Raw genomic sequence first — 17,696 nt, 5'->3', positions numbered from 1 at the left:
TAACATATATTAAAAAATCTCTTGCATTTCCGCACCCGCCATGCTATATTGATATAGCGATGAGCTGAATTGTGTAAGCCGATGCACATGCCCTTGCGGCACACACGAATGTGGCGTGTGGTGTATCGCCTCAATACGCAAAAGACGTTTGCTTCTGCAAACGTCTTTTTTTATTATCCGATTTTCGTTCCGTTCGGTACTGTCTGCTCTGGCGTAAGCAGGACAACGTCTCCTTTTTCCGGGATGCCGCCGAGAACGAGAACTTCTGACTTAAATCCGGCGATCCGCCGCGGCGGAAAGTTGACAATAGCTGTAACCTGTCTGCCCATCAGATCACCCGGTTCGTACCGTTTTGTAATCTGGGCGCTTGATTGTTTCATGCCGATCTTTTCGCCGAAATCTATTGTCATCTTAATGGCCGGCACCTTTGCTTCCGGGAATACTTCCGCTTTTACGACCGTTCCTATTCTAAGATCAAGCTTGATAAAATCTTCGATGACTGCCATATCAAAAACTCCTTTTTTACAATCATGATACCAAAAAAAGAAGCAGTTTATTTAACCGATTTTCAGGATTATTTATCAGATTGAAAGGTGTTTCGGAAGACGCGCGGCGTTATTCCCTTATGTCTGACAAACCATCTGGTAAAGGAAGACAAATTTTGAAAGCCGACCTCCTGACTGATGTCTGTCAGCCGGCATTTTGTTTCAATAAGCATTTGTTCCGCTTTCTTCATACGGAGCTCAGCAATATAAGCTTGCGGGCTTTTCCCCGTCTGCTTTTTAAACCAGTCGGAATAATACGCCGGGTGGTAATGTTCCATTGCGGCAAGCTCTTTAATTGTAAAAGTCTTTGATAGATTTCGGCGGATATACGCAATTGAATCATTCGTACGGTTTACTTGTATCTTTTCAGCAATATATTCTGCAAGCAGACTCAATGAATGAGCCGACTGCTGCTTTGTCTCTTCTGTCAGCAGAAACCGAATCGATGTCCAAAAAGGATCAAGCTTATTCAGAACGCCGGGGTCTAATGAACCTTTGAAAAAATATGCCGGTATGTCGAGAACGAGACATTCATTTCGCTCCAAAGAACGGAACCGATGTTCATGCCCGGGCGGAATATACAGCATTTGATCAGGTTTTAATCTGATTTTACGTCTTTCTGTCTCCAGGTCCAGCTGTCCTTCGAGCGGAAAGAGCATTTGGCAGTATGTGTGTGCATGAGAATCAAATATATGTGAATAGGTGCGCCGCTCACAAATGATATGTTGTAATGAATCCATTTGTCCCTCCTTTTTACATGATGCGTCTTTTTATTTAGTTTACATAATAATATTATTGTTCCCTCTCCTGCAAACCTCTTAGAAAAGCAACAACTGCAAACTTTCGGCTTTCCTTAATTGATTCGGTTAATTCAAATGCACTCTGTTTTCTCAACACGGCAAATCCGTGAAGAAGGCTCCTCAGTCCTCTCGCAGCATGAATCGCAGTGTCAGACTGTGCATAACCGTTAGCTGTCAGCTGCCTGACAACAAGCTCTACAAGCAGGCTTGACAGATTCTCAATCCGCCCGTCTTTTATCTTTTGAAATGTTGCGTCATATAATCCTGGATTGGCTTCGGCGAAATTGATATAGGCATCGGCAAGACTGAGCAAAGCCGTTTCGCCCGTCAGTCCTTCTGCAGAGGCCGCCATTCTTTCATATAACATAGTTAAACCGGAGACAGCCAGCTCTGTTTTAATTCCTTGAAGGCCATTGACAAAATTGTAAAGGGAAGGCGGTTTTACGTTTAAGGACTTTGCAACAGCCGCAAGCGTCACTTCGTTCAGCCCTTTTTCGTCAGCGATGCCTGCTGCGGCTCTCAATATCATGTCAAGGCTCATTCCGACTCTCGGTGACATTATGATCGGCCTCCCGGCAGGCTTCGTTCGGCTTCCTCAGCAGCCTCAGCCATCATTTCAACGGGATTGCAGAGAACATTTCCATGTCCGGCGGCCAGACTGCTTGGTTGATGAGCGATAAGCGTTCTTGCTGTTTTTACAGCTTCTTCTTTATTCCACGTAGCAAAAGCCGGAAACGGAAATTTCCATTTCAGCTTCCCAGAAACAGCAAGGCCGCCCCGTACTTGAAAGGCATCTCCGACGATCAGCATATCATTTCTCATATCTTTAAAAGCGAGGCTTCCCGGCGTATGACCGGGAGCGGGAATGACAAGTAAAGATCCGATCCGCTCGCCGCCTTTCAGCAGGCGATCAGGTTCGGTTCGAACATTTTTCGGCACTCCCCCCTTTATCGGCGTTTGTGCTTCATGCTCAAATAATGAAGTGTCACCTTTCAGCAAGAAAGAATCCCGCTCAGAAATACAGACGGAAGCATCCGGAAATTCCGCAGCTAATGAGTCAAGCGAACCGATGTGATCCCCGTGCGCGTGGGTGAGTAATATGTCATTCAGCGGCTTCCCAAGCTGCCGCAATGCTTGTTTGATTCCTTTATGACTGTTAGGCAGTCCGGCGTCAATCAGGGTTACTCCTTCTTCTTCTTCAACCAAATAACAATTCACCGGGAAGAGCGCGGGAAAAAAAGTCAGCTGCCAAACGGTTCCGTATTGTAAGATTCTCATCAACATCCCCCTAAAACTAATATTGTTAGTTTTATTATAACTAATACCGTTAGTTTATCAAGAGTTTTCTGTTTAAATCCTGAAAAAGGCGCGGGCGCTTCTATTATGCAAAAAAAAGAAACGCGCATACTGTGATAAAAGATGCTTTCAGCCTGCGAATAAATCAGACTACTAAAACCAGCCGGATAAGCATACACTACTCAACGGAGGGGGAGTTCCACACCATGCATATCACACTTCAAAGCATCTGCCCTGTCTTAATGATTGCCTTTTTTTTGTATAAAAAGGTGAAACGGTCCGTCGGCTTTCAGCCTTTGAAACCCCGCTGGCTTTATACAAGAATGATTTTGTTTTCATTGCTGGCCGCAGCTCTGGCGTTTTTCAGCATCACACACCCGGCTTTATACGGCCATCTTATATTCGGCACTTTTTGCGGCTGGCTTCTGGTCCTGTTTGCTAAACGGAACATTTCTTTTGAAGAACGCCGCGGAAAAATGTATTTTCGCACTCACCTGTGGATTGAACTTATTCTATTAACGTTATTCCTATCGAGATTTGTTTATCGCGTTATTGAAATTTACCGGATCACAGCGGACTTTACCCATCCGGAGGCATACAGCCAAACGGTCGGGGCCGATCCGCTGACCATCAGTATCTTTTATTTCATCGCAGTGTATTACAGCGGCTTCTCTTTTTATGTTTTAAAAACGAGCAGAGACCAAACCAATAACAGTCAGTACGGCTGACATCCCTGTCTCAAAAGCAGGGATGTTTTTTAATCGTGCCGCGTATGGTGAATCATTTGCTGAAGCACATCTAACACATGTTCATCCTCAGGAGAATAATAGATGGATGTTCCTTCTCTGCGTGATTTGACGAGGCGCAGATTTTTAAGAAAACGCAGCTGATGAGAAACGGTAGACTGCAGCAAATTCAGCTTTTCTGCGATATCATTTACCGCGTGCTCACCCTGTGACAGCAAATGGAGAATTCTGATTCTGGTCGGATCAGACAGCGCCTTAAAAGTCTGGGCAACCAAAAATAAAGTTTCCTCATCTAAATCGACAGCGGGGTCATTTTTGTTTCCGGATTCGTGAAATTCAGTCATATACCTCACCCTTCTTTTCTCAAGTAGCCCAATTATACCAAATGTCAATTGATGCAGATACATCCTGCGCCTGACAAAAGAACCGTTATTTTAAATTTATGTTTCAAATACGGGTTTCCGCTTGGTTTCGCGCATTCATCTGTGTCATAATGAAAAAGTCATAATGCTCCTGAAATTGAGGGTGAAACACAGTGGAGAAAAAGAAAAAAGGCTGTTTCGCTGCCGCGGGTCTTATGATGATATGTGTTTTTGTCATGGTTTCCTTCTTCCTCATTCTGTTATTTTCAAATAATGAATGGCTCAAAAGTCTTCCGTTTGATGTCAAGCCGATCGTTCTTGAACGGCTGACAGATTACAAACCGCTTGTTGAAGACGAGCTGGATGAAAAAGGACTCACCAAATATACATCGCTTGTACTCGGCATGATATATCAGGAGTCAAAAGGAAGAGGAAATGATCCCATGCAGTCTTCAGAATCTCTGGGTTTAAAGCGAAATGAGATTAAAAACCCTCAAACCAGTATCAAACAGGGAATCAAACAATTCACTCTCATGTACCAAACAGGCAAGAAAAAAGGCGTAGACTTGGATACGATTATACAAAGCTACAACATGGGAGCCGGCTATATTGATTTTGTGGCTGAACATGGAGGATCGCATACTGAGGAACTGGCAAAACAATACTCCGAGCAGCAGGTCAAAAAGAATCCGAAACTTTACACTTGCGGAGGGAACAAAGACAATTTCCGTTATCCCTACTGCTATGGTGATTACACGTACGCAGAAAAAGTAAAAGCAAAAACAAAAACCGTTGAACAATCCTTAAATGTAACAACACTTGAAACGCTTGAAGAGTAAAAGGCGCCCTGATGAGGCGCCTTTTTCAATCAATAGAAAAAAGCCGCGCAGAGCACGGCTTTTTTTAATAATACGGTGAGATCATTAAGTATACAATGACACCCGTCAGACTGACATACAGCCAGAGCGGCATCGTCCATCTCGCGATTTTTTTGTGGCGCTCCACTTGCATGCTGAATCCTCTGATCAGCGTAAACAGCGCAAGCGGCACGATAACGGCGGAAAGACAGATGTGCGTAATTAAAATAAAGAAATAAATCCCCCGAATGATGCCGTGGCCGCCGAATAAAGTATTTTCAGCCACAGAGTGGTATACGACATAGCAGATCAAAAACAGCAGAGTCGTCGTAAACGCCGCCAAAATAAAACGTTTATGCGCTTGAATATTTTTTTGCTTAATCATAAAGAGCGCTGCCAGCAAAAAGATAAAAGTAAAGCTGTTAAAAATGGCATTTAACATCGGCAGAATATGAATATTGGCAATGCTGACCTGTCCCGATTTCGGCATAAAAAACAGCACCGCAATTAACCCGTTGATCAGAACGGTCAATGTCAGCACGATACCGGTATAACTTTTAGGTTTGTTTTCTGTCTGATTCATCTTATGACCTCTCTCAATTTTACTGACTATCCAAATGGTATGAGAATTCAGCTTTGATGTCAACGGTTTCGCCCGCTTCGTCAGAAATTAGACAAACTTAAGCCCTAAAAAGACCGGGTGTTTGAGACCCGGCCTTTCGTCATATCATGCTTCCTTCAACAGTTCTTCTATCACCTTATGTTCGTTTTCATTCAACAGATTTTTTGGAATGATCCGATCAATCGGTTTATTCATGTGCTGATCGAGAATATCGGCTGTTTCTTTGTCCCCTGCGATTACGAGACGCTCCCATTGGTGTGAAGCGGCCTTTTGATCAAGGTTTGAAGCCAATCGTTTATACAGCCTGTTTTGGTTTTCTTCGACGTGGGCTTTGGCAGCGTCTTCGTCCATCGACGCGGAGAGGCTTCCGCTTACATCCTGCGGTTTCCACGATTCATTGATGACGTCGTAATGATAATGCTCCACTCCTTCAATTTTTCCGAGTACGGTTTCTATGATCTTCACTTCATTCTGCTGGGTGAGAATAAAAGCCGTGCTCGGAAATTGTTCACGAAGAAGTTCTAATTGATCAAGGACAGCCGTCTCTTCCCAATAAAATCGTGTTTCAACAGGCACCTGCAATTCAATCGTCTCCCAAATACCGCCTTCTCCCGACGCAAAAAATACGAGACTTCGCGGCATCTCTTTACCAAGCTCATCGATATATTGATAGACACGTTCCATGATGCGGACGAGAGATTTTTCTTCTTCCGGATCACTGGCAGACAGATACTCTTTTAATCTCCGAAAACCGGTTTTCAAGGCGATTTTCCACTCTCCCCCCTGCTGATCCGGATTTCTCATATCCGTATTGACATATAAGGAAAGCATTTTATCAGGAGATTCCGTCATTACGTACTTCAATTTGCCGATGAGTGAGTCAATTGCCATTATAGATTCCTCCTTTTTCCGCTGCTCACTGTTCCTTTCCCTATCCGCACCGCCTTAAAAACGTCAATCCACATATAAACGGCAGACTTTTCTAAAAAAGTTTTGCAAAACCCATTTACAAACCAAGACATCATTTACTACAATGGATACTTGTGTTTAACTAAGACTTTTACGCTGTGAAAGGAGTATGATTTTGTTTACTGCAGAAGAAAGAGATCAGAAAGAGCTGGAAAAAGAGCTTCATAAACTTGAATTTCAGATTTTCAGAATGCGGGAAAATCTGATAGATGTATCAAAAGACGCGCGAGTGCTTGGTATTGATCAATCGAACAATGACGATTGGATCATTGTTTCCTCGATTGATGATGGCCAAACATGTAAGATTATGCTGACTGATTGTGAATCAGCCTACCGGGGAAGAGGCTGTTTTTCACTGATCGCCTCTTATTATGACAATGCCATTCATATCGGGGACATTAAAGGCCCGCCGAACCATGGCTACGGCTCGATCTGCATGAAATTTTTAAAACATATCGCCAGAGAGCAGAATATCCCGAAAGTGACGGGCGACATCGCTAAGCGTGATTGGGATCATGTCGACAGGCTCGTTCATTTTTATGAAAAGCATCACTTTGATGTCTGGATTGACAATGATACGCAATCAGGCGGCATTAAATGGGTCGACTTGTAAAAAAATAATAGAGAAACCCTCTTTTATATGGTGTAATAGATTAAACCATATAAGGAGGGTTTTTTTGTATCCGGAAAAATTGAAAAAAGGTGACGGCATTCGTATTGTGTCTCCGGCCACAAGCATGTCCGTTATGTCAGATGAAAATATAAATGCCGCGAAGACAAAATTGGAGGAGCTGGGCTTTTGTGTCTCTTTTTCAGAGAATGCGAAAGAAATAAATGAATTTGATTCATCATCCATTGAATCGCGTGTACGGGATCTGCACGAGGCTTTCGCTGACCCTGACATCAAAGCGATTTTGACGACACTCGGCGGGTTCCAATCAAATCAGCTGCTCCGCTATCTTGATTATGAAAACATCAAGCGGCATCCGAAAATCCTTTGCGGCTATTCAGATATTACCGCTCTCGGCCATGCCATATATCAAAAAACCGGCCTTATTACATATTCCGGTCCCCATTTTTCTTCATTTGCCATGAAAAAAGGGCTGGACTATACGATTGACTCTTTCTTGGCCTGCTGTGCTTCTGACAACCCGTATGAGGTAAAGCCTTCATCTGAGTGGAGTGATGATAAATGGTATTTGAACCAGGAGGACAGACGTTTTTATCGGAATCCGGGACCGCTCGTTATTCAACCCGGATATGCGGAAGGAACACTGATCGGAGGAAATCTATGCACGCTGAATCTTCTGCAGGGCACCGAATACTTTCCGGAGATGGAGCAAGTGATTCTGTTTATAGAAGATGATCATATGTCGGACATTCATATGTTTGACCGGGATTTGCAGTCACTCATCCACCTTCCCGCTTTTTCAGCCGTGAAGGGAATTGTCATCGGACGTTTCCAGCATGCTTCAAATGTGTCTGAGGAGGCTCTGCGCGCCGTCATCCGTACAAAAGAAGAACTGTCATCCATGCCTGTTATCGCAAATGCTGATTTCGGCCATACCTCCCCTTTGATGACATTCCCGATCGGAGGAACATGCAGGATAGAAGCCGGCTCAGAAGGCGGACGGATATGGATCGATCGGCATTAATACATAAAGACGGGAAAACCGCCCCGTCTTTTTATTTTGACGCCTTATGCCGCGGCGTGCGCGGAGCGATCATAATTCGTCCGCCAGCCGCTGCCGTTACCCATACGGAAGCTCCTTCATAAAAACGGCTGATCTCTTCATTATATACGGCATGTGTCAGTTCACGTTTATCATGCGTTCCGTCTTGGTTTTTTACGTTTAAAATAAGCACAAGCTCGTGCCTGCCATTCTTCATCACGCCAGTACGTCTCACCTTTTCAATAACGGCTGGCCTTCCTCTCCCTCTGTCAAGCGCCTGAAACAGCCTGACAGCAGGCATAGACAGTCCGATAACGAGCACAATGGCGAAAGCGGTGCATATAACTGCTTGAAACACCGGTGATTCTGTGAAGGCATTCCATAAACATATAAATTCCGGCTCCATTAGATTCATACATCCCTTCAGATTCCGTTTTCACATCCATTCCTTCTATACAATATTAGAGAAACGCTTTTTCTTTTTCCGCATATAACGATTATATACAGTCAAAAAAGGGAAGAAAAAAAGAACACAAAGCATTTCGCCTTGTGTTCTTCATCTCTATATGAAACTAGTCTAATACTTTAACATTTACTGTTCTGACGCCCCAGTTGTTAGCGTCACTTTTCTTTGCAACAAATACGTCAATTTTATTTCCTTTAATTGCGCCGCCTGTATCTGCTGCTGTTGCCACTCCGTAACCTTCAACATAAACCTTAGAGCCAAGCGGAATGACACTAGGGTCTACCGCGATGACTTTTGCATCAGGGTTTTTGTTTAAGTCAACACCGGTTGCCGTTACACCGGAAATGCCGCCGTCGTTAGCAGAGTAAGCAGTTGCAGTCATTGTCAGCTGCTTTTTAGGCTCTTGTTGGTTTGTATTTGATTGAACAGGCTGCTGTTTTGCTTCGACAGCCTTCGCTTCTTGTTTAGGTTGTTGTTCTTGAACAGGTTCTTGTTTAGGCTGCTCGTTTTTGACAGCTTCTTGTTTCGGCTGTTCTGTCTCGGCAGCTGGTTTTTGTTCAGTTTGCGGCTGGCTGGCTTCTTGAGCCGGCTGTGCAGCCTGAGCCTGACCTTTCACATTTAACGTTGTGCCTGCGTAAATTATATCTGATTGCAAGTTATTCAAGCTTTTCAGATTGCCGACTGATGTTCCGAATTTCTGAGCAATTTTCCAGAGGCTGTCGCCCTGCTTCACTGTGTACTGCCCAGATGTGGTTGTTTCTACTGAAGAAATAGTCAGTTTCTCTCCTTCAATGATTAAATCAGAAGATAACTGATTCCATTCTTTTAAGTCCTTTAGGTTCACTCCGTTTTTTTGCGAGATCCCCCAGAGCGTGTCACCCTTTTGCACCGTGATTTCTTTAGCAGAAGCGTGAGCTCCAAATGCAGTTGTTGAAATTGCTGCAACTGCGACAAAGGACATAATCGTCTTCTTCATAAGTAAATCCTCCCTTGTTAGCTTTTTATTGGCGGCTAACAGGTGATATCGTAACATATGAAAATGTCAGTTCAATAACAAAACGATTTGAATTAGATTACAGTTCCTTTACATGAAACATTTCTCTCGCTTGGTAAGTCTTGCTGAAACCCTGATACAGCAAGGGTTTTCAAGCTTCTGATTTTTCCGGCGCGAATGAAAAACACAATGTGCAAATTTCTAAAAAAACTTTTTTTCACTCTGTTTCTCTTACATAATTTCGGATTTCTTCTAAAAAAACTGCTCCGTATTTCAATCTTTTTTGTTCCCCGACCCCTTTTACGGAAAGAAGATCCTGATCCGTTTTCGGAAGTTTCGCCGACATTTCTTTTAACGTCTGATCTGAGAATACGACAAATGGAGGCACACCCTGTTCAGCTGCAATCTCTTTGCGGAGACGCCGGAGAAGCTCAAATAATTCATCATTCTCGGTAACGGCGGCGGCCTGTAAGGCTTCTTTTCTCGAGACTGCGCTTTTTCCAAGCAGAACGTCCCTGCCTTTTTGGGTGACCATAAGCGTCGGAAATGTGCCGTCCGCCATTCTGATATATTCATCTGAAATAAGGAATTCGATAAAATCACTGATTTCCGCTGCGGATTGATGCTTCATAATGCCGTAAGTGGACAGGCTGCTGAAGCCGTTTTCCAGCACTTTTTTATTTTTAGACCCGCTAAGCACCTGCGCCACCATCGTTTTTCCGAAGCGCTCATTCATTCTGATGATGCATGACAATACCATCTGCGCTTCTTTTGTGACGTCATGGGCGGTCCTTGTATCAGTGCAATTGCCGCATGCTCCGCAAGCTTCCGCCTCATTCTCGCCGAAATACTTCAGAATAAACCGCTGCAGGCAATCTTCCGTATGGCAGTAATCCACCATCTGTCTCAGTTTTTTGAGATCCTGCTTTTGTTTTTCTTCTCCGGCGGCCGATTGGTCTATTAAAAAACGCTGCACCATAATATCCTGCGGCGAAAATAAGAGCACACACTCGCTGTTAAGACCGTCGCGCCCGGCCCGTCCGGCTTCCTGGTAATAGCTCTCCATATCTTTCGGAATCTGCGCGTGTAAAACGAACCTGATGTTGCTCTTATCGATTCCCATTCCGAAAGCGGACGTAGCTACCATCACTTGTATCTGATCGTTAAGAAACCGCTCCTGCTGGTCTTTTCTGTCATCATCCGCCAATCCGCCGTGATAACGGCCGGCATTGATGCCGCTGCGTTTTAATTTCTCATATAAACGGTCGGTTTCTTTTCTTGTCGCTGTATATATAATGCCGGCTTCGTGTTTATTTTTTTCCAGATACCGCTCGATAAACCGGTCTTTGTTTTCGCCCTTTACTACTTTAAACGTTAAATTCTCTCTGGCAAAACCGGTATATACAGTTTGTTCTTTCTTAATATGAAGCTGCTTACAGATGTCATCATGAACCTCAGGCGTAGCCGTCGCCGTTAATGCGATGATGACGGGCGGTTCTTTTAGTTCATTAAAAAGGATTTCGATATTCCGGTAACTCGGCCTGAAATCATGTCCCCATTGCGATATACAGTGAGCTTCGTCAATGGCGACAAGAGGAACCGTAATATTCTGCAGGATGTGAATGAATTCAGAAGAAGTCAAACGCTCCGGTGTGATGTAAAAGAGCCGGTAAGCCCCTTGCTTCAAACCGGTCAGGCGCTCATGAATGTCACGGCTTGTCTGGGTACTGTTAATATAAGCTGCCGCGATACCCGCTTCTTCAAGCGCGTCGACTTGATCTTTCATTAAGGAAATAAGAGGGGAAATAACGATTGTGGTTCCTTCAAACAGCAGTGCGGGAATCTGATAGCAGATTGATTTTCCGCCCCCCGTCGGCATAATGCAGACCGTGTTTTTTCTCTCCTCTGCAACTGATTGTATCGCCTGCTTTTGGCCCGCGCGAAGACTGTCGTAGCCAAAATAATGCGCCAGAAGGGATTGGGCTTTCTCCAGCATATGTTGTAAAACCTCACTTTGTCTTTGATTCTTTTATTTTATCATACTGATAAAGTACGCTGCTCAAGGGCAATTCAAAATAAAAAGCCATCTCCGCAAGGGAAATGGCTTTCGCTACGTATGCCGTACGCAAGTAAGAAAGTTTTAAACCACCACTCCTCAAAGTGGGTGTTTGCAGAAGCGTTCCTGTCGTCCTCTGCAATGGAGGCATGACATTCCGGCTTCGATATAAAACTCCCTATTACAGCTTAAAGGTTAAAACTTAATTAACAATACGAACAATGTAGCTTCTCTTATATCCTACACCATCAGTCGTATTTTGGCAAGAGGGTTAATTCTTTTACAGAAAACCTTTTTTCTTTGTGAAAAATGCTTTATTCTACATAAAAATTGTTTTTTCGACAAGATATCAATATATCAATATAAGATCAGATCGAAAGCTTCCGCCAGTTTCTTCTATAATAGAAAAAACTCTCACACCCTGTAGGGGCGCAAGAGTTAATGAAAATTAGAATTTTGCAGCCAGATCTTTCGCTTCTTGCAGTCCTTTTTCAATGATCGCTTGAGCGTTATCCGGTGCAGCATTATGGCCTTCAACGACAACAGTGTGAAGATCTTGGACACCCCAGAAACCGAGAACGGTTTTCATGAAGTTTAATGACATTTCAAGAGAAGCCATCGGTCCTTCAGAATATACGCCGCCGCGTGCGTTTAAGAGCGCTACTTTTTTATCTCCCATCAGACCTTTAGGGCCTTCAGGCGTGTATGTGAAAGTAACTCCTGCACGAGACAGGTAATCAACATAAGTATGAAGCACAGCAGGCACTGTGAAGTTCCAAAGCGGGAATGCAAACACGACTTTGTCAGCTTTGACAAATTGATTTAAGTAAATGTCAGCAGTTGACGCTTGTTTTTTCTCTTCGTCTGTCATTTCAATTCCTTTTGAAGCTTTGAATGTTCCGTTAATCATATCTCTTCCGAGGTAAGGAAGGTTTTCTTTATGAAGATCAAGTTCGATCACTTCATCATTCGGATTGTTTTCTTTATAAGCAGCCAGAAACGCTTCGTATAATTTTACGGATACGCCTTCTTCAGCCGTACGGTCACTTGATTTTACAAATAATACTTGAGACATTCTAAATTCCTCCCGGTAATCTTTTAATATTTACTTACAAATAGTATGTTACTTTCTTTTTTATATAAAGTCAATGATTTTATTTCGATTTTGAGATTTTTTATGGAATAAAAAAACAGGTACATATGAATGTACCTGCTGCTATTATTGTGAATCCTGCTCGCGATCCAGGATTTCGTAAGTTTGTGAGCTTTTTTGATCAACGGTTTCTTTATTTGAGAGGTCTTTCACCTGCTCGTGAAATTCCCTTTCATATGACGGAGCGTCTGTTTTCACATCCCCTTCTGTTTCTCGCTGCGCTTCGACGGTCATTCTGGCGTACGGCACGGCTTCAAGTCTTTCATAAGGAATTTCTTTTCCCGTTTTCTCGCAAATCCCGTATGTTCCTTTTTCCATTCGTTCAAGCGCGGCGTGCACCTCATCTAAAAGATTCTGATCGACACCGTCCAGCGTCTGATTCGTGACCCTGTCCAAATAAATGCTTCCGTGATCAGCTAAGTGGTTATCTACTCCGTTCGACAGTTCTCCTGTGTCTTCACTCATTGAATGATTTTCTTTTGATCCTCCCTGAAGACTTTCCTTTAAATCGATTAATTTATGATAAAGGCTGTCCTGCTGTTCTTTTGATAATGACATATTCATCATCTCCTTTTTCGTCTGTATTCTTCGCTGCATCTGTTAATACATACCCTCGAAAAAGGAGGCTGAAACAACGGGGTCAATGCTTTCTCCCCCTGATGGTGACATTGGGTGTCTGCTGCTTTGTCTGTCTTTTTTCTTTCGCAGCATCATTTTGCGGGTCGTCCCGAAATTCTTCAGCGCAGGCTTGTTTGAGCCTGTGCGCCGGTGTATGGTAAGTGGCGCCGATATTCAGCATACCGCTCAGCTCTTCTATACTCAGCTTTTCAAAATCAATATTGTATTCAACCTTGTCCACTTTGACGTGCTCAATATGGACATATGTTTTTTCCCCTTCCACCGTCTGCGGCTCAAAATGACACTTATCCTGAAGCTCATCAAGCTGTTGTTCCACTTTCTTAAGCCGGTCTAATTCTTCTTCACACACTTTTTTGAAAATCTCTTTCATTATTTTTTTCAAAGAAAATCACTTCTTTCCCCGTCACTCTTGGAAAGTTCTATGCGTCCCGCATTGCGAATATATAAACATGATATACAAAAAGGAGGCGAATCATGATGTTTTTTCCATCCGTTATCAATTTTGAGTATATAAAAATGAACGGAATCAGCGGCGGAGCAGCTTTTAACACCGGCTCTTCCGTTATGGTGAGAAACACAGCAGCCAATAAAAGAAATGAAGGGTACGGTGAACAAAACGGTGATTGCACCGTTGTCGTCATCCCTATCATGAGTATCGATGATTCAGATCTGATAGATGGCACAGCAAACAAGATCAGCCTTCGATAATGATCTGGCTTGCATCCCCCAGATGTTTAGCAATCGATATATATAAAATCCCGTCTTTGAATACCGCCTGCATTCCCTTTGTTCCCTGAGCGGAATGCGGAAGGTCGAGTTTTTTTTCAAAATCGCCGTATTTTCCGGTCTTCTGTTTAAAATCCTGTTCATTAAAAAAGGATTTTCTCGTGCCTTTTACGACGATATATTCTCCGTAGGACAGCAGCTGAACATCTTGTTTCCGGTAGCCGGGCAGATACAGTAAAAATTGGAGCTCATCATGGGTTTCCACAATATCTATAAGAGGAAAAGCATCCTCATTTCTTCTCATTTGCCCATCTCCCTGTTGAAAGGGAAAATGAGAATGGCCGTTTTGAAATGATTTCAGTTGTTCATCATCAAAAACGTTTTTCCAAAAGTCGCCGCCGGACATGTTTTGCGCCATTTCCATCCATTGCTTCATCTTATCGAAATCCATTTTTATCGCCCCCTGTCTAAGCATACGGTCATAACAGCCGGCATACACCTGTATTAAAGGAGGTTTGCCTGTGGTTCAACCAACTCCATATATCAATATTAATATTTTCATGTTGAAAATTAATTCCTTTGAAAATGCTTCAGCGGTGAATGTCGGACAAAATTTACTGGCGGAATGGCAGAATTCTGATAAAAAGAATCAGGGATACGGACAGAACTTCGGAGATGCAAGCGGGTTCATCGGCACGAACGGCAAAGTGGATGACCGGGATCAAATTGATTCTCCATCTACCTTTGAGTCTGCATGCGATAAAATCCCTGCCGGAAAAGGAGGCCCATTATGATGTTTTCGCCGGTTTTGGTAAATGTAGGAGGCTTTAAAGTAAATGCAGTCGACCGCGGTTCTTCCATTACGATCGGCCCGTATCAGCAAATCGATTATTTTTTATCCAATAAGATCAACTACGGATTCGGTGAAGAAAATGGTGATTTGGCGCCGATTTATATCCCCATCAGTTCTATTGCTGATCCGGATCTCATTGATTCGAACTCCGGAAAAACAAGCATTATATAATAAAAAGGCCATCCGCATGCATTCGGATGGCTTTTATGTGATATTTAACTGCATAAGTATTTTGTTAAGATGGCTTGAACCTCAGTCAAGTCCGTTTCTTTTGCAAATTCCAATTCGAAAGTTTTTCCCCTTGTCATTAATACAAGCCCGGTATCTGGATCAAACATCCCCGCTTCTTGAATGGCGAAGCTTTCAATTGTTTTATATGGAAGAAATACGCGCACTTTCTTTTTGGAGAACATTTTATTATCAAAGAAAATCACTCGTTTATTCGTAAAGCATATTTGGTCAACCCGCAGTTTATAAATCGTTTCGATCCGTTCTCCCTCAACGAGCAAAGCCTCCAGCTTTTTTGTGTCGGTTGATCTGCTGACAGAAAAAATTCCCAATGAAGAACCCCACTTTCTGCTTCTATACTATTGTTTTATTACAATCATAAAAAAATAAGTTCTTTATCCCTATATAAGAATACGACATAGACGGCATTTAAACCATTACGAACAGATTACATTTTTAGAACGTTCATCAAAAAAGCCCTTCGCGAAAGGTGCCGCTGTTATGAAGTAGTACGGTTCAGCGAAAGAAAAGGTTTCAAGAAAACGGTATTTTTTTCGAAAAGTCAGTTTTTTATCTTCGCCATAAAAAACCGCGGCTTCTCCAATGCCGCGGTTTCAACAAAACATCAACGATCCGTATCTTCAATTGTTCCTTCTTTATAGGTATCTGAAATTTGTTCCATCGTCGTGTCGGTGCCTTCTTCTGGTTGCACTTGCTGAAGCTGATCTGATGTTTTATTTTGTTTGTCTTGCTCTGTTTTTTTCATTTTGCAGCCACCCTTTATATGTAGTCTTTTTTAGTATGGCTCAGGCAAAATGAATTCATTCAGCTTTAAACTTCTTCAAAATACTCTTTGTAGAAGCCTCCGACTTTGTTTGTATTGTCTACAACAAAAATGAATTCTTCTGTTTCATTTTTGACTTCATACTCTTTACCCGGCGTCAGCACATTTTTGACAATGTATTTTTTCGCATCTGTATGTACGCATTTGACCTTTTTGACGCTTTCTTTTGTCTGCCAATTATTATGAATCATTTATAAAACTCCTTTTCTTAATCGATAAGCTTATTGTAGCCGTTTTTTCTTGTGAATTGCAATAACGGTTATCAATTGATTTTACCGGGGCTGTTATTATAGAATGACTGTATGCGCTTACTTTGCGCGGACATCAAGATGCTCAAAACAGACCATAAAAAAATTTCGGGAGGTTTGTTACGAATGAGTTCTTTAACGATGCAGATCACAAAAAGGCTGGAAACATTTTTACAGGGCACGAAGAAACTTTATATTGACGGAAAATTTGTTCCGAGCGCTTCAGGATCAACATTTGTCACACCGAATCCGGCAACCGGAGAAACGCTGATGACGCTTTACGAGGCACAGACAGAAGACATTGACAGTGCAGTGAAAGCGGCACGCAAAGCCTTTGATCACGGCGAATGGCGCACTATGCCGGCCGCTTCCAGAAGCAGGCTGATGTATAAGCTTGCCGATTTAATGGAAGAGCACAAAACGGAACTCGCGCAGCTTGAAACACTTGATAACGGAAAACCGATTAATGAAACGACGAATGGGGATATCCCGCTTGCAATTGAGCATATGCGTTATTATGCCGGATGGTCTACAAAGATAACCGGACAAACGATTCCGGTCGCCGGCTCATATTTTAATTACACCCGCCATGAGCCTGTCGGCGTCGTGGGGCAGATCATCCCTTGGAACTTCCCGCTCCTTATGGCGATGTGGAAAATGGGCGCCGCCCTTGCCACAGGCTGCACAATCGTTTTGAAACCGGCGGAACAGACACCGCTGACCGCCCTCTATTTAGCGGAATTAATAGATCAGGCGGGCTTCCCTGACGGCGTCATCAATATTGTCCCAGGGTTCGGCGAGACGGCCGGGGAAGCGCTGACCAACCATGACGATGTCGATAAACTCGCTTTTACCGGCTCTACAGAAATCGGCAAAAAAATCATGGAAAAAGCCGCAAAAAAAATTAAACGCGTGACACTGGAGCTTGGCGGAAAGTCACCTAACATCATTTTGCCTGACGCCAATTTGAAGAAAGCCATTCCCGGCGCTTTAAACGGGGTCATGTTTAATCAGGGGCAGGTATGCTGCGCAGGCTCCCGTGTCTTCATTCACAAAGACAAATATGATGAGGTCGTCAGCGAAATGGTTTCATATGCGAAATCGCTTCAGCAAGGCGCCGGCCTTCACCAAGATACACAAATCGGCCCGCTCGTCAGTCAGGAACAGCATGAGCGCGTGCTTTCATATATTGAAAAAGGAAAAGCGGAAGGAGCCAAAGCTGTCGCGGGCGGCAGCTGCCCGTTTGAAGAAGGGTATTTTGTCTCCCCGACTGTATTTGCGGATGTGGATGACAGCATGACCATCGCAAAAGAAGAAATTTTCGGCCCTGTTTTAGCCGCCATTCCGTATGATACGGTAGATGAAGTCATTGAGCGGGCGAACCGCTCGGAATACGGCCTTGCAGCCGGACTTTGGACTGAGAATGTGAAAAACGCCCATTACATTGCTGACCGTCTCCAAGCCGGCACCGTTTGGGTCAACTGCTACAATGTTTTCGATGCGGCATCTCCTTTCGGCGGCTATAAGCAATCCGGCCTCGGGCGGGAAATGGGCTCTTACGCGCTGAATAATTATACAGAAGTGAAAAGCGTCTGGATCAATCTGGAAGATTAATCAAA

At 43.4% G+C, this 17,696-nt stretch carries 25 protein-coding genes and 1 other RNA gene; 8 read left to right on the top strand and 18 right to left on the bottom strand.

The window, feature by feature from the left end; all coding sequences use genetic code 11:
- Positions 1-173: 173 nt before the first annotated feature.
- The 4 genes from csaA to AC3WTF_RS03805 form a co-directional block, all read right to left on the bottom strand.
- A complete protein-coding gene (csaA, locus tag AC3WTF_RS03820; RefSeq protein ID WP_032866230.1) occupies positions 174-506 on the bottom strand; it encodes a chaperone CsaA in 333 nt (110 codons plus the stop codon).
- A gap of 68 nt (positions 507-574) precedes the next feature.
- Positions 575-1,285 (bottom strand): AraC family transcriptional regulator, encoded by a 711-nt coding sequence (locus AC3WTF_RS03815; protein WP_032866231.1) that lies wholly within the window; start codon positions 1,283-1,285, stop codon positions 575-577.
- 52 nt (positions 1,286-1,337) lie between these two features.
- The gene (locus AC3WTF_RS03810; RefSeq protein ID WP_129003405.1) at positions 1,338-1,904 is read right to left on the bottom strand and encodes a TetR/AcrR family transcriptional regulator; all 567 of its coding nucleotides are present in this window, start codon (positions 1,902-1,904) and stop codon (positions 1,338-1,340) included.
- Entirely contained in the window at positions 1,904-2,623 is a 720-nt protein-coding gene (locus tag AC3WTF_RS03805) for an MBL fold metallo-hydrolase (RefSeq protein WP_061046690.1), read from the bottom strand. The genes AC3WTF_RS03810 and AC3WTF_RS03805 overlap by 1 nt, the downstream gene beginning before the upstream one ends.
- A 224-nt stretch (positions 2,624-2,847) precedes the next feature.
- On the opposite strand from AC3WTF_RS03805, the gene AC3WTF_RS03800 reads away from it, so the two are divergent.
- Positions 2,848-3,369: a CcdC protein domain-containing protein gene (locus AC3WTF_RS03800; RefSeq protein ID WP_015417617.1), complete on the top strand. Its 522-nt coding sequence runs from the start codon at positions 2,848-2,850 to the stop codon at positions 3,367-3,369.
- A gap of 29 nt (positions 3,370-3,398) precedes the next feature.
- On the opposite strand, the gene czrA is transcribed toward AC3WTF_RS03800, so the two are convergent.
- Positions 3,399-3,731, bottom strand: coding sequence for a Zn(II)-responsive metalloregulatory transcriptional repressor CzrA (czrA, locus tag AC3WTF_RS03795; RefSeq protein WP_012117736.1), 333 nt, complete (start codon positions 3,729-3,731; stop codon positions 3,399-3,401).
- 191 nt (positions 3,732-3,922) lie between these two features.
- Here czrA and AC3WTF_RS03790 point away from each other — a divergent pair, with 191 nt between their 5' ends.
- Positions 3,923-4,588 carry a lysozyme family protein gene (locus AC3WTF_RS03790; protein WP_003153802.1) on the top strand — a complete coding sequence of 222 codons (666 nt, stop codon included), beginning with the start codon at positions 3,923-3,925 and terminating at the stop codon, positions 4,586-4,588.
- A 64-nt stretch (positions 4,589-4,652) separates the two neighbouring features.
- On the opposite strand, the gene AC3WTF_RS03785 is transcribed toward AC3WTF_RS03790, so the two are convergent.
- Positions 4,653-5,189, bottom strand: a complete 537-nt coding sequence (locus AC3WTF_RS03785; RefSeq protein ID WP_007407990.1) for a DUF420 domain-containing protein — start codon at positions 5,187-5,189, stop codon at positions 4,653-4,655.
- Between the two features lie 144 nt (positions 5,190-5,333).
- A complete protein-coding gene (locus AC3WTF_RS03780; protein ID WP_007407989.1) occupies positions 5,334-6,119 on the bottom strand; it encodes a VLRF1 family aeRF1-type release factor in 786 nt (261 codons plus the stop codon).
- Between the two features lie 187 nt (positions 6,120-6,306).
- Between AC3WTF_RS03780 and AC3WTF_RS03775 the strand changes: the two genes are divergently transcribed.
- Positions 6,307-6,810, top strand: coding sequence for an N-acetyltransferase (locus tag AC3WTF_RS03775; protein ID WP_014418107.1), 504 nt, complete (start codon positions 6,307-6,309; stop codon positions 6,808-6,810).
- Between the two features lie 64 nt (positions 6,811-6,874).
- Positions 6,875-7,852, top strand: coding sequence for a S66 family peptidase (locus tag AC3WTF_RS03770; protein WP_151296462.1), 978 nt, complete (start codon positions 6,875-6,877; stop codon positions 7,850-7,852).
- Positions 7,853-7,883: 31 nt separating this feature from the next.
- Here the strand turns inward: AC3WTF_RS03770 and AC3WTF_RS03765 are convergent, their stop codons facing one another.
- From AC3WTF_RS03765 to gerPC, 7 genes are all read right to left on the bottom strand, one after another.
- Complete coding sequence (locus AC3WTF_RS03765) at positions 7,884-8,276, bottom strand: hypothetical protein (protein ID WP_041482445.1); 393 nt, start codon at positions 8,274-8,276, stop codon at positions 7,884-7,886.
- A gap of 166 nt (positions 8,277-8,442) precedes the next feature.
- Positions 8,443-9,312: a 3D domain-containing protein gene (locus AC3WTF_RS03760; RefSeq protein ID WP_007407985.1), complete on the bottom strand. Its 870-nt coding sequence runs from the start codon at positions 9,310-9,312 to the stop codon at positions 8,443-8,445.
- 235 nt (positions 9,313-9,547) lie between these two features.
- Positions 9,548-11,326, bottom strand: a complete 1,779-nt coding sequence (gene recQ, locus AC3WTF_RS03755; protein ID WP_020955932.1) for a DNA helicase RecQ — start codon at positions 11,324-11,326, stop codon at positions 9,548-9,550.
- Between the two features lie 107 nt (positions 11,327-11,433).
- Positions 11,434-11,619, bottom strand: a non-coding RNA gene (gene ssrS / locus AC3WTF_RS03750) — 6S RNA.
- Between the two features lie 215 nt (positions 11,620-11,834).
- Entirely contained in the window at positions 11,835-12,461 is a 627-nt protein-coding gene (locus AC3WTF_RS03745) for an FMN-dependent NADH-azoreductase (RefSeq protein WP_003153791.1), read from the bottom strand.
- Positions 12,462-12,605: 144 nt separating this feature from the next.
- A complete protein-coding gene (locus AC3WTF_RS03740) occupies positions 12,606-13,097 on the bottom strand; it encodes a TraR/DksA family transcriptional regulator (protein WP_047935801.1) in 492 nt (163 codons plus the stop codon).
- A gap of 82 nt (positions 13,098-13,179) precedes the next feature.
- The gene (gene gerPC / locus AC3WTF_RS03735; protein WP_047935802.1) at positions 13,180-13,560 is read right to left on the bottom strand and encodes a spore germination protein GerPC; all 381 of its coding nucleotides are present in this window, start codon (positions 13,558-13,560) and stop codon (positions 13,180-13,182) included.
- Positions 13,561-13,652: 92 nt separating this feature from the next.
- Here gerPC and AC3WTF_RS03730 point away from each other — a divergent pair, with 92 nt between their 5' ends.
- Entirely contained in the window at positions 13,653-13,886 is a 234-nt protein-coding gene (locus tag AC3WTF_RS03730) for a hypothetical protein (RefSeq protein ID WP_014418113.1), read from the top strand.
- Here AC3WTF_RS03730 and AC3WTF_RS03725 read toward each other — a convergent pair.
- The gene (locus AC3WTF_RS03725; RefSeq protein WP_003153787.1) at positions 13,873-14,355 is read right to left on the bottom strand and encodes an Hsp20/alpha crystallin family protein; all 483 of its coding nucleotides are present in this window, start codon (positions 14,353-14,355) and stop codon (positions 13,873-13,875) included. The two genes, AC3WTF_RS03730 and AC3WTF_RS03725, sit on opposite strands and share 14 nt — an antisense overlap.
- 70 nt (positions 14,356-14,425) lie before the next feature.
- Between AC3WTF_RS03725 and AC3WTF_RS03720 the strand changes: the two genes are divergently transcribed.
- Both AC3WTF_RS03720 and AC3WTF_RS03715 read left to right on the top strand, forming a co-directional pair.
- Positions 14,426-14,698, top strand: coding sequence for a hypothetical protein (locus AC3WTF_RS03720; protein WP_003153786.1), 273 nt, complete (start codon positions 14,426-14,428; stop codon positions 14,696-14,698).
- Complete coding sequence (locus tag AC3WTF_RS03715; protein WP_003153785.1) at positions 14,695-14,928, top strand: hypothetical protein; 234 nt, start codon at positions 14,695-14,697, stop codon at positions 14,926-14,928. The genes AC3WTF_RS03720 and AC3WTF_RS03715 overlap by 4 nt, the downstream gene beginning before the upstream one ends.
- 44 nt (positions 14,929-14,972) lie before the next feature.
- Here AC3WTF_RS03715 and AC3WTF_RS03710 read toward each other — a convergent pair whose 3' ends face one another.
- The 3 genes from AC3WTF_RS03710 to AC3WTF_RS03700 all read right to left on the bottom strand — a co-directional run bounded on the left by AC3WTF_RS03710 (position 14,973) and on the right by AC3WTF_RS03700 (position 16,020).
- Positions 14,973-15,317: a PH domain-containing protein gene (locus AC3WTF_RS03710; RefSeq protein WP_003153783.1), complete on the bottom strand. Its 345-nt coding sequence runs from the start codon at positions 15,315-15,317 to the stop codon at positions 14,973-14,975.
- Positions 15,318-15,610: 293 nt separating this feature from the next.
- Positions 15,611-15,751: a DUF4025 domain-containing protein gene (locus AC3WTF_RS03705; protein WP_003153781.1), complete on the bottom strand. Its 141-nt coding sequence runs from the start codon at positions 15,749-15,751 to the stop codon at positions 15,611-15,613.
- A 65-nt stretch (positions 15,752-15,816) separates the two neighbouring features.
- Positions 15,817-16,020, bottom strand: coding sequence for a DUF6501 family protein (locus AC3WTF_RS03700; RefSeq protein WP_007407979.1), 204 nt, complete (start codon positions 16,018-16,020; stop codon positions 15,817-15,819).
- Positions 16,021-16,203: 183 nt separating this feature from the next.
- Here AC3WTF_RS03700 and AC3WTF_RS03695 point away from each other — a divergent pair, with 183 nt between their 5' ends.
- Positions 16,204-17,691 carry an aldehyde dehydrogenase family protein gene (locus AC3WTF_RS03695; protein WP_003153776.1) on the top strand — a complete coding sequence of 496 codons (1,488 nt, stop codon included), beginning with the start codon at positions 16,204-16,206 and terminating at the stop codon, positions 17,689-17,691.
- Positions 17,692-17,696: the final 5 nt, after the last annotated feature.

Source organism: Bacillus sp. EB106-06-01-XG163 (genome assembly GCF_058791615.1).
This window is presented reverse-complemented; position numbering and strand designations above follow the sequence as displayed.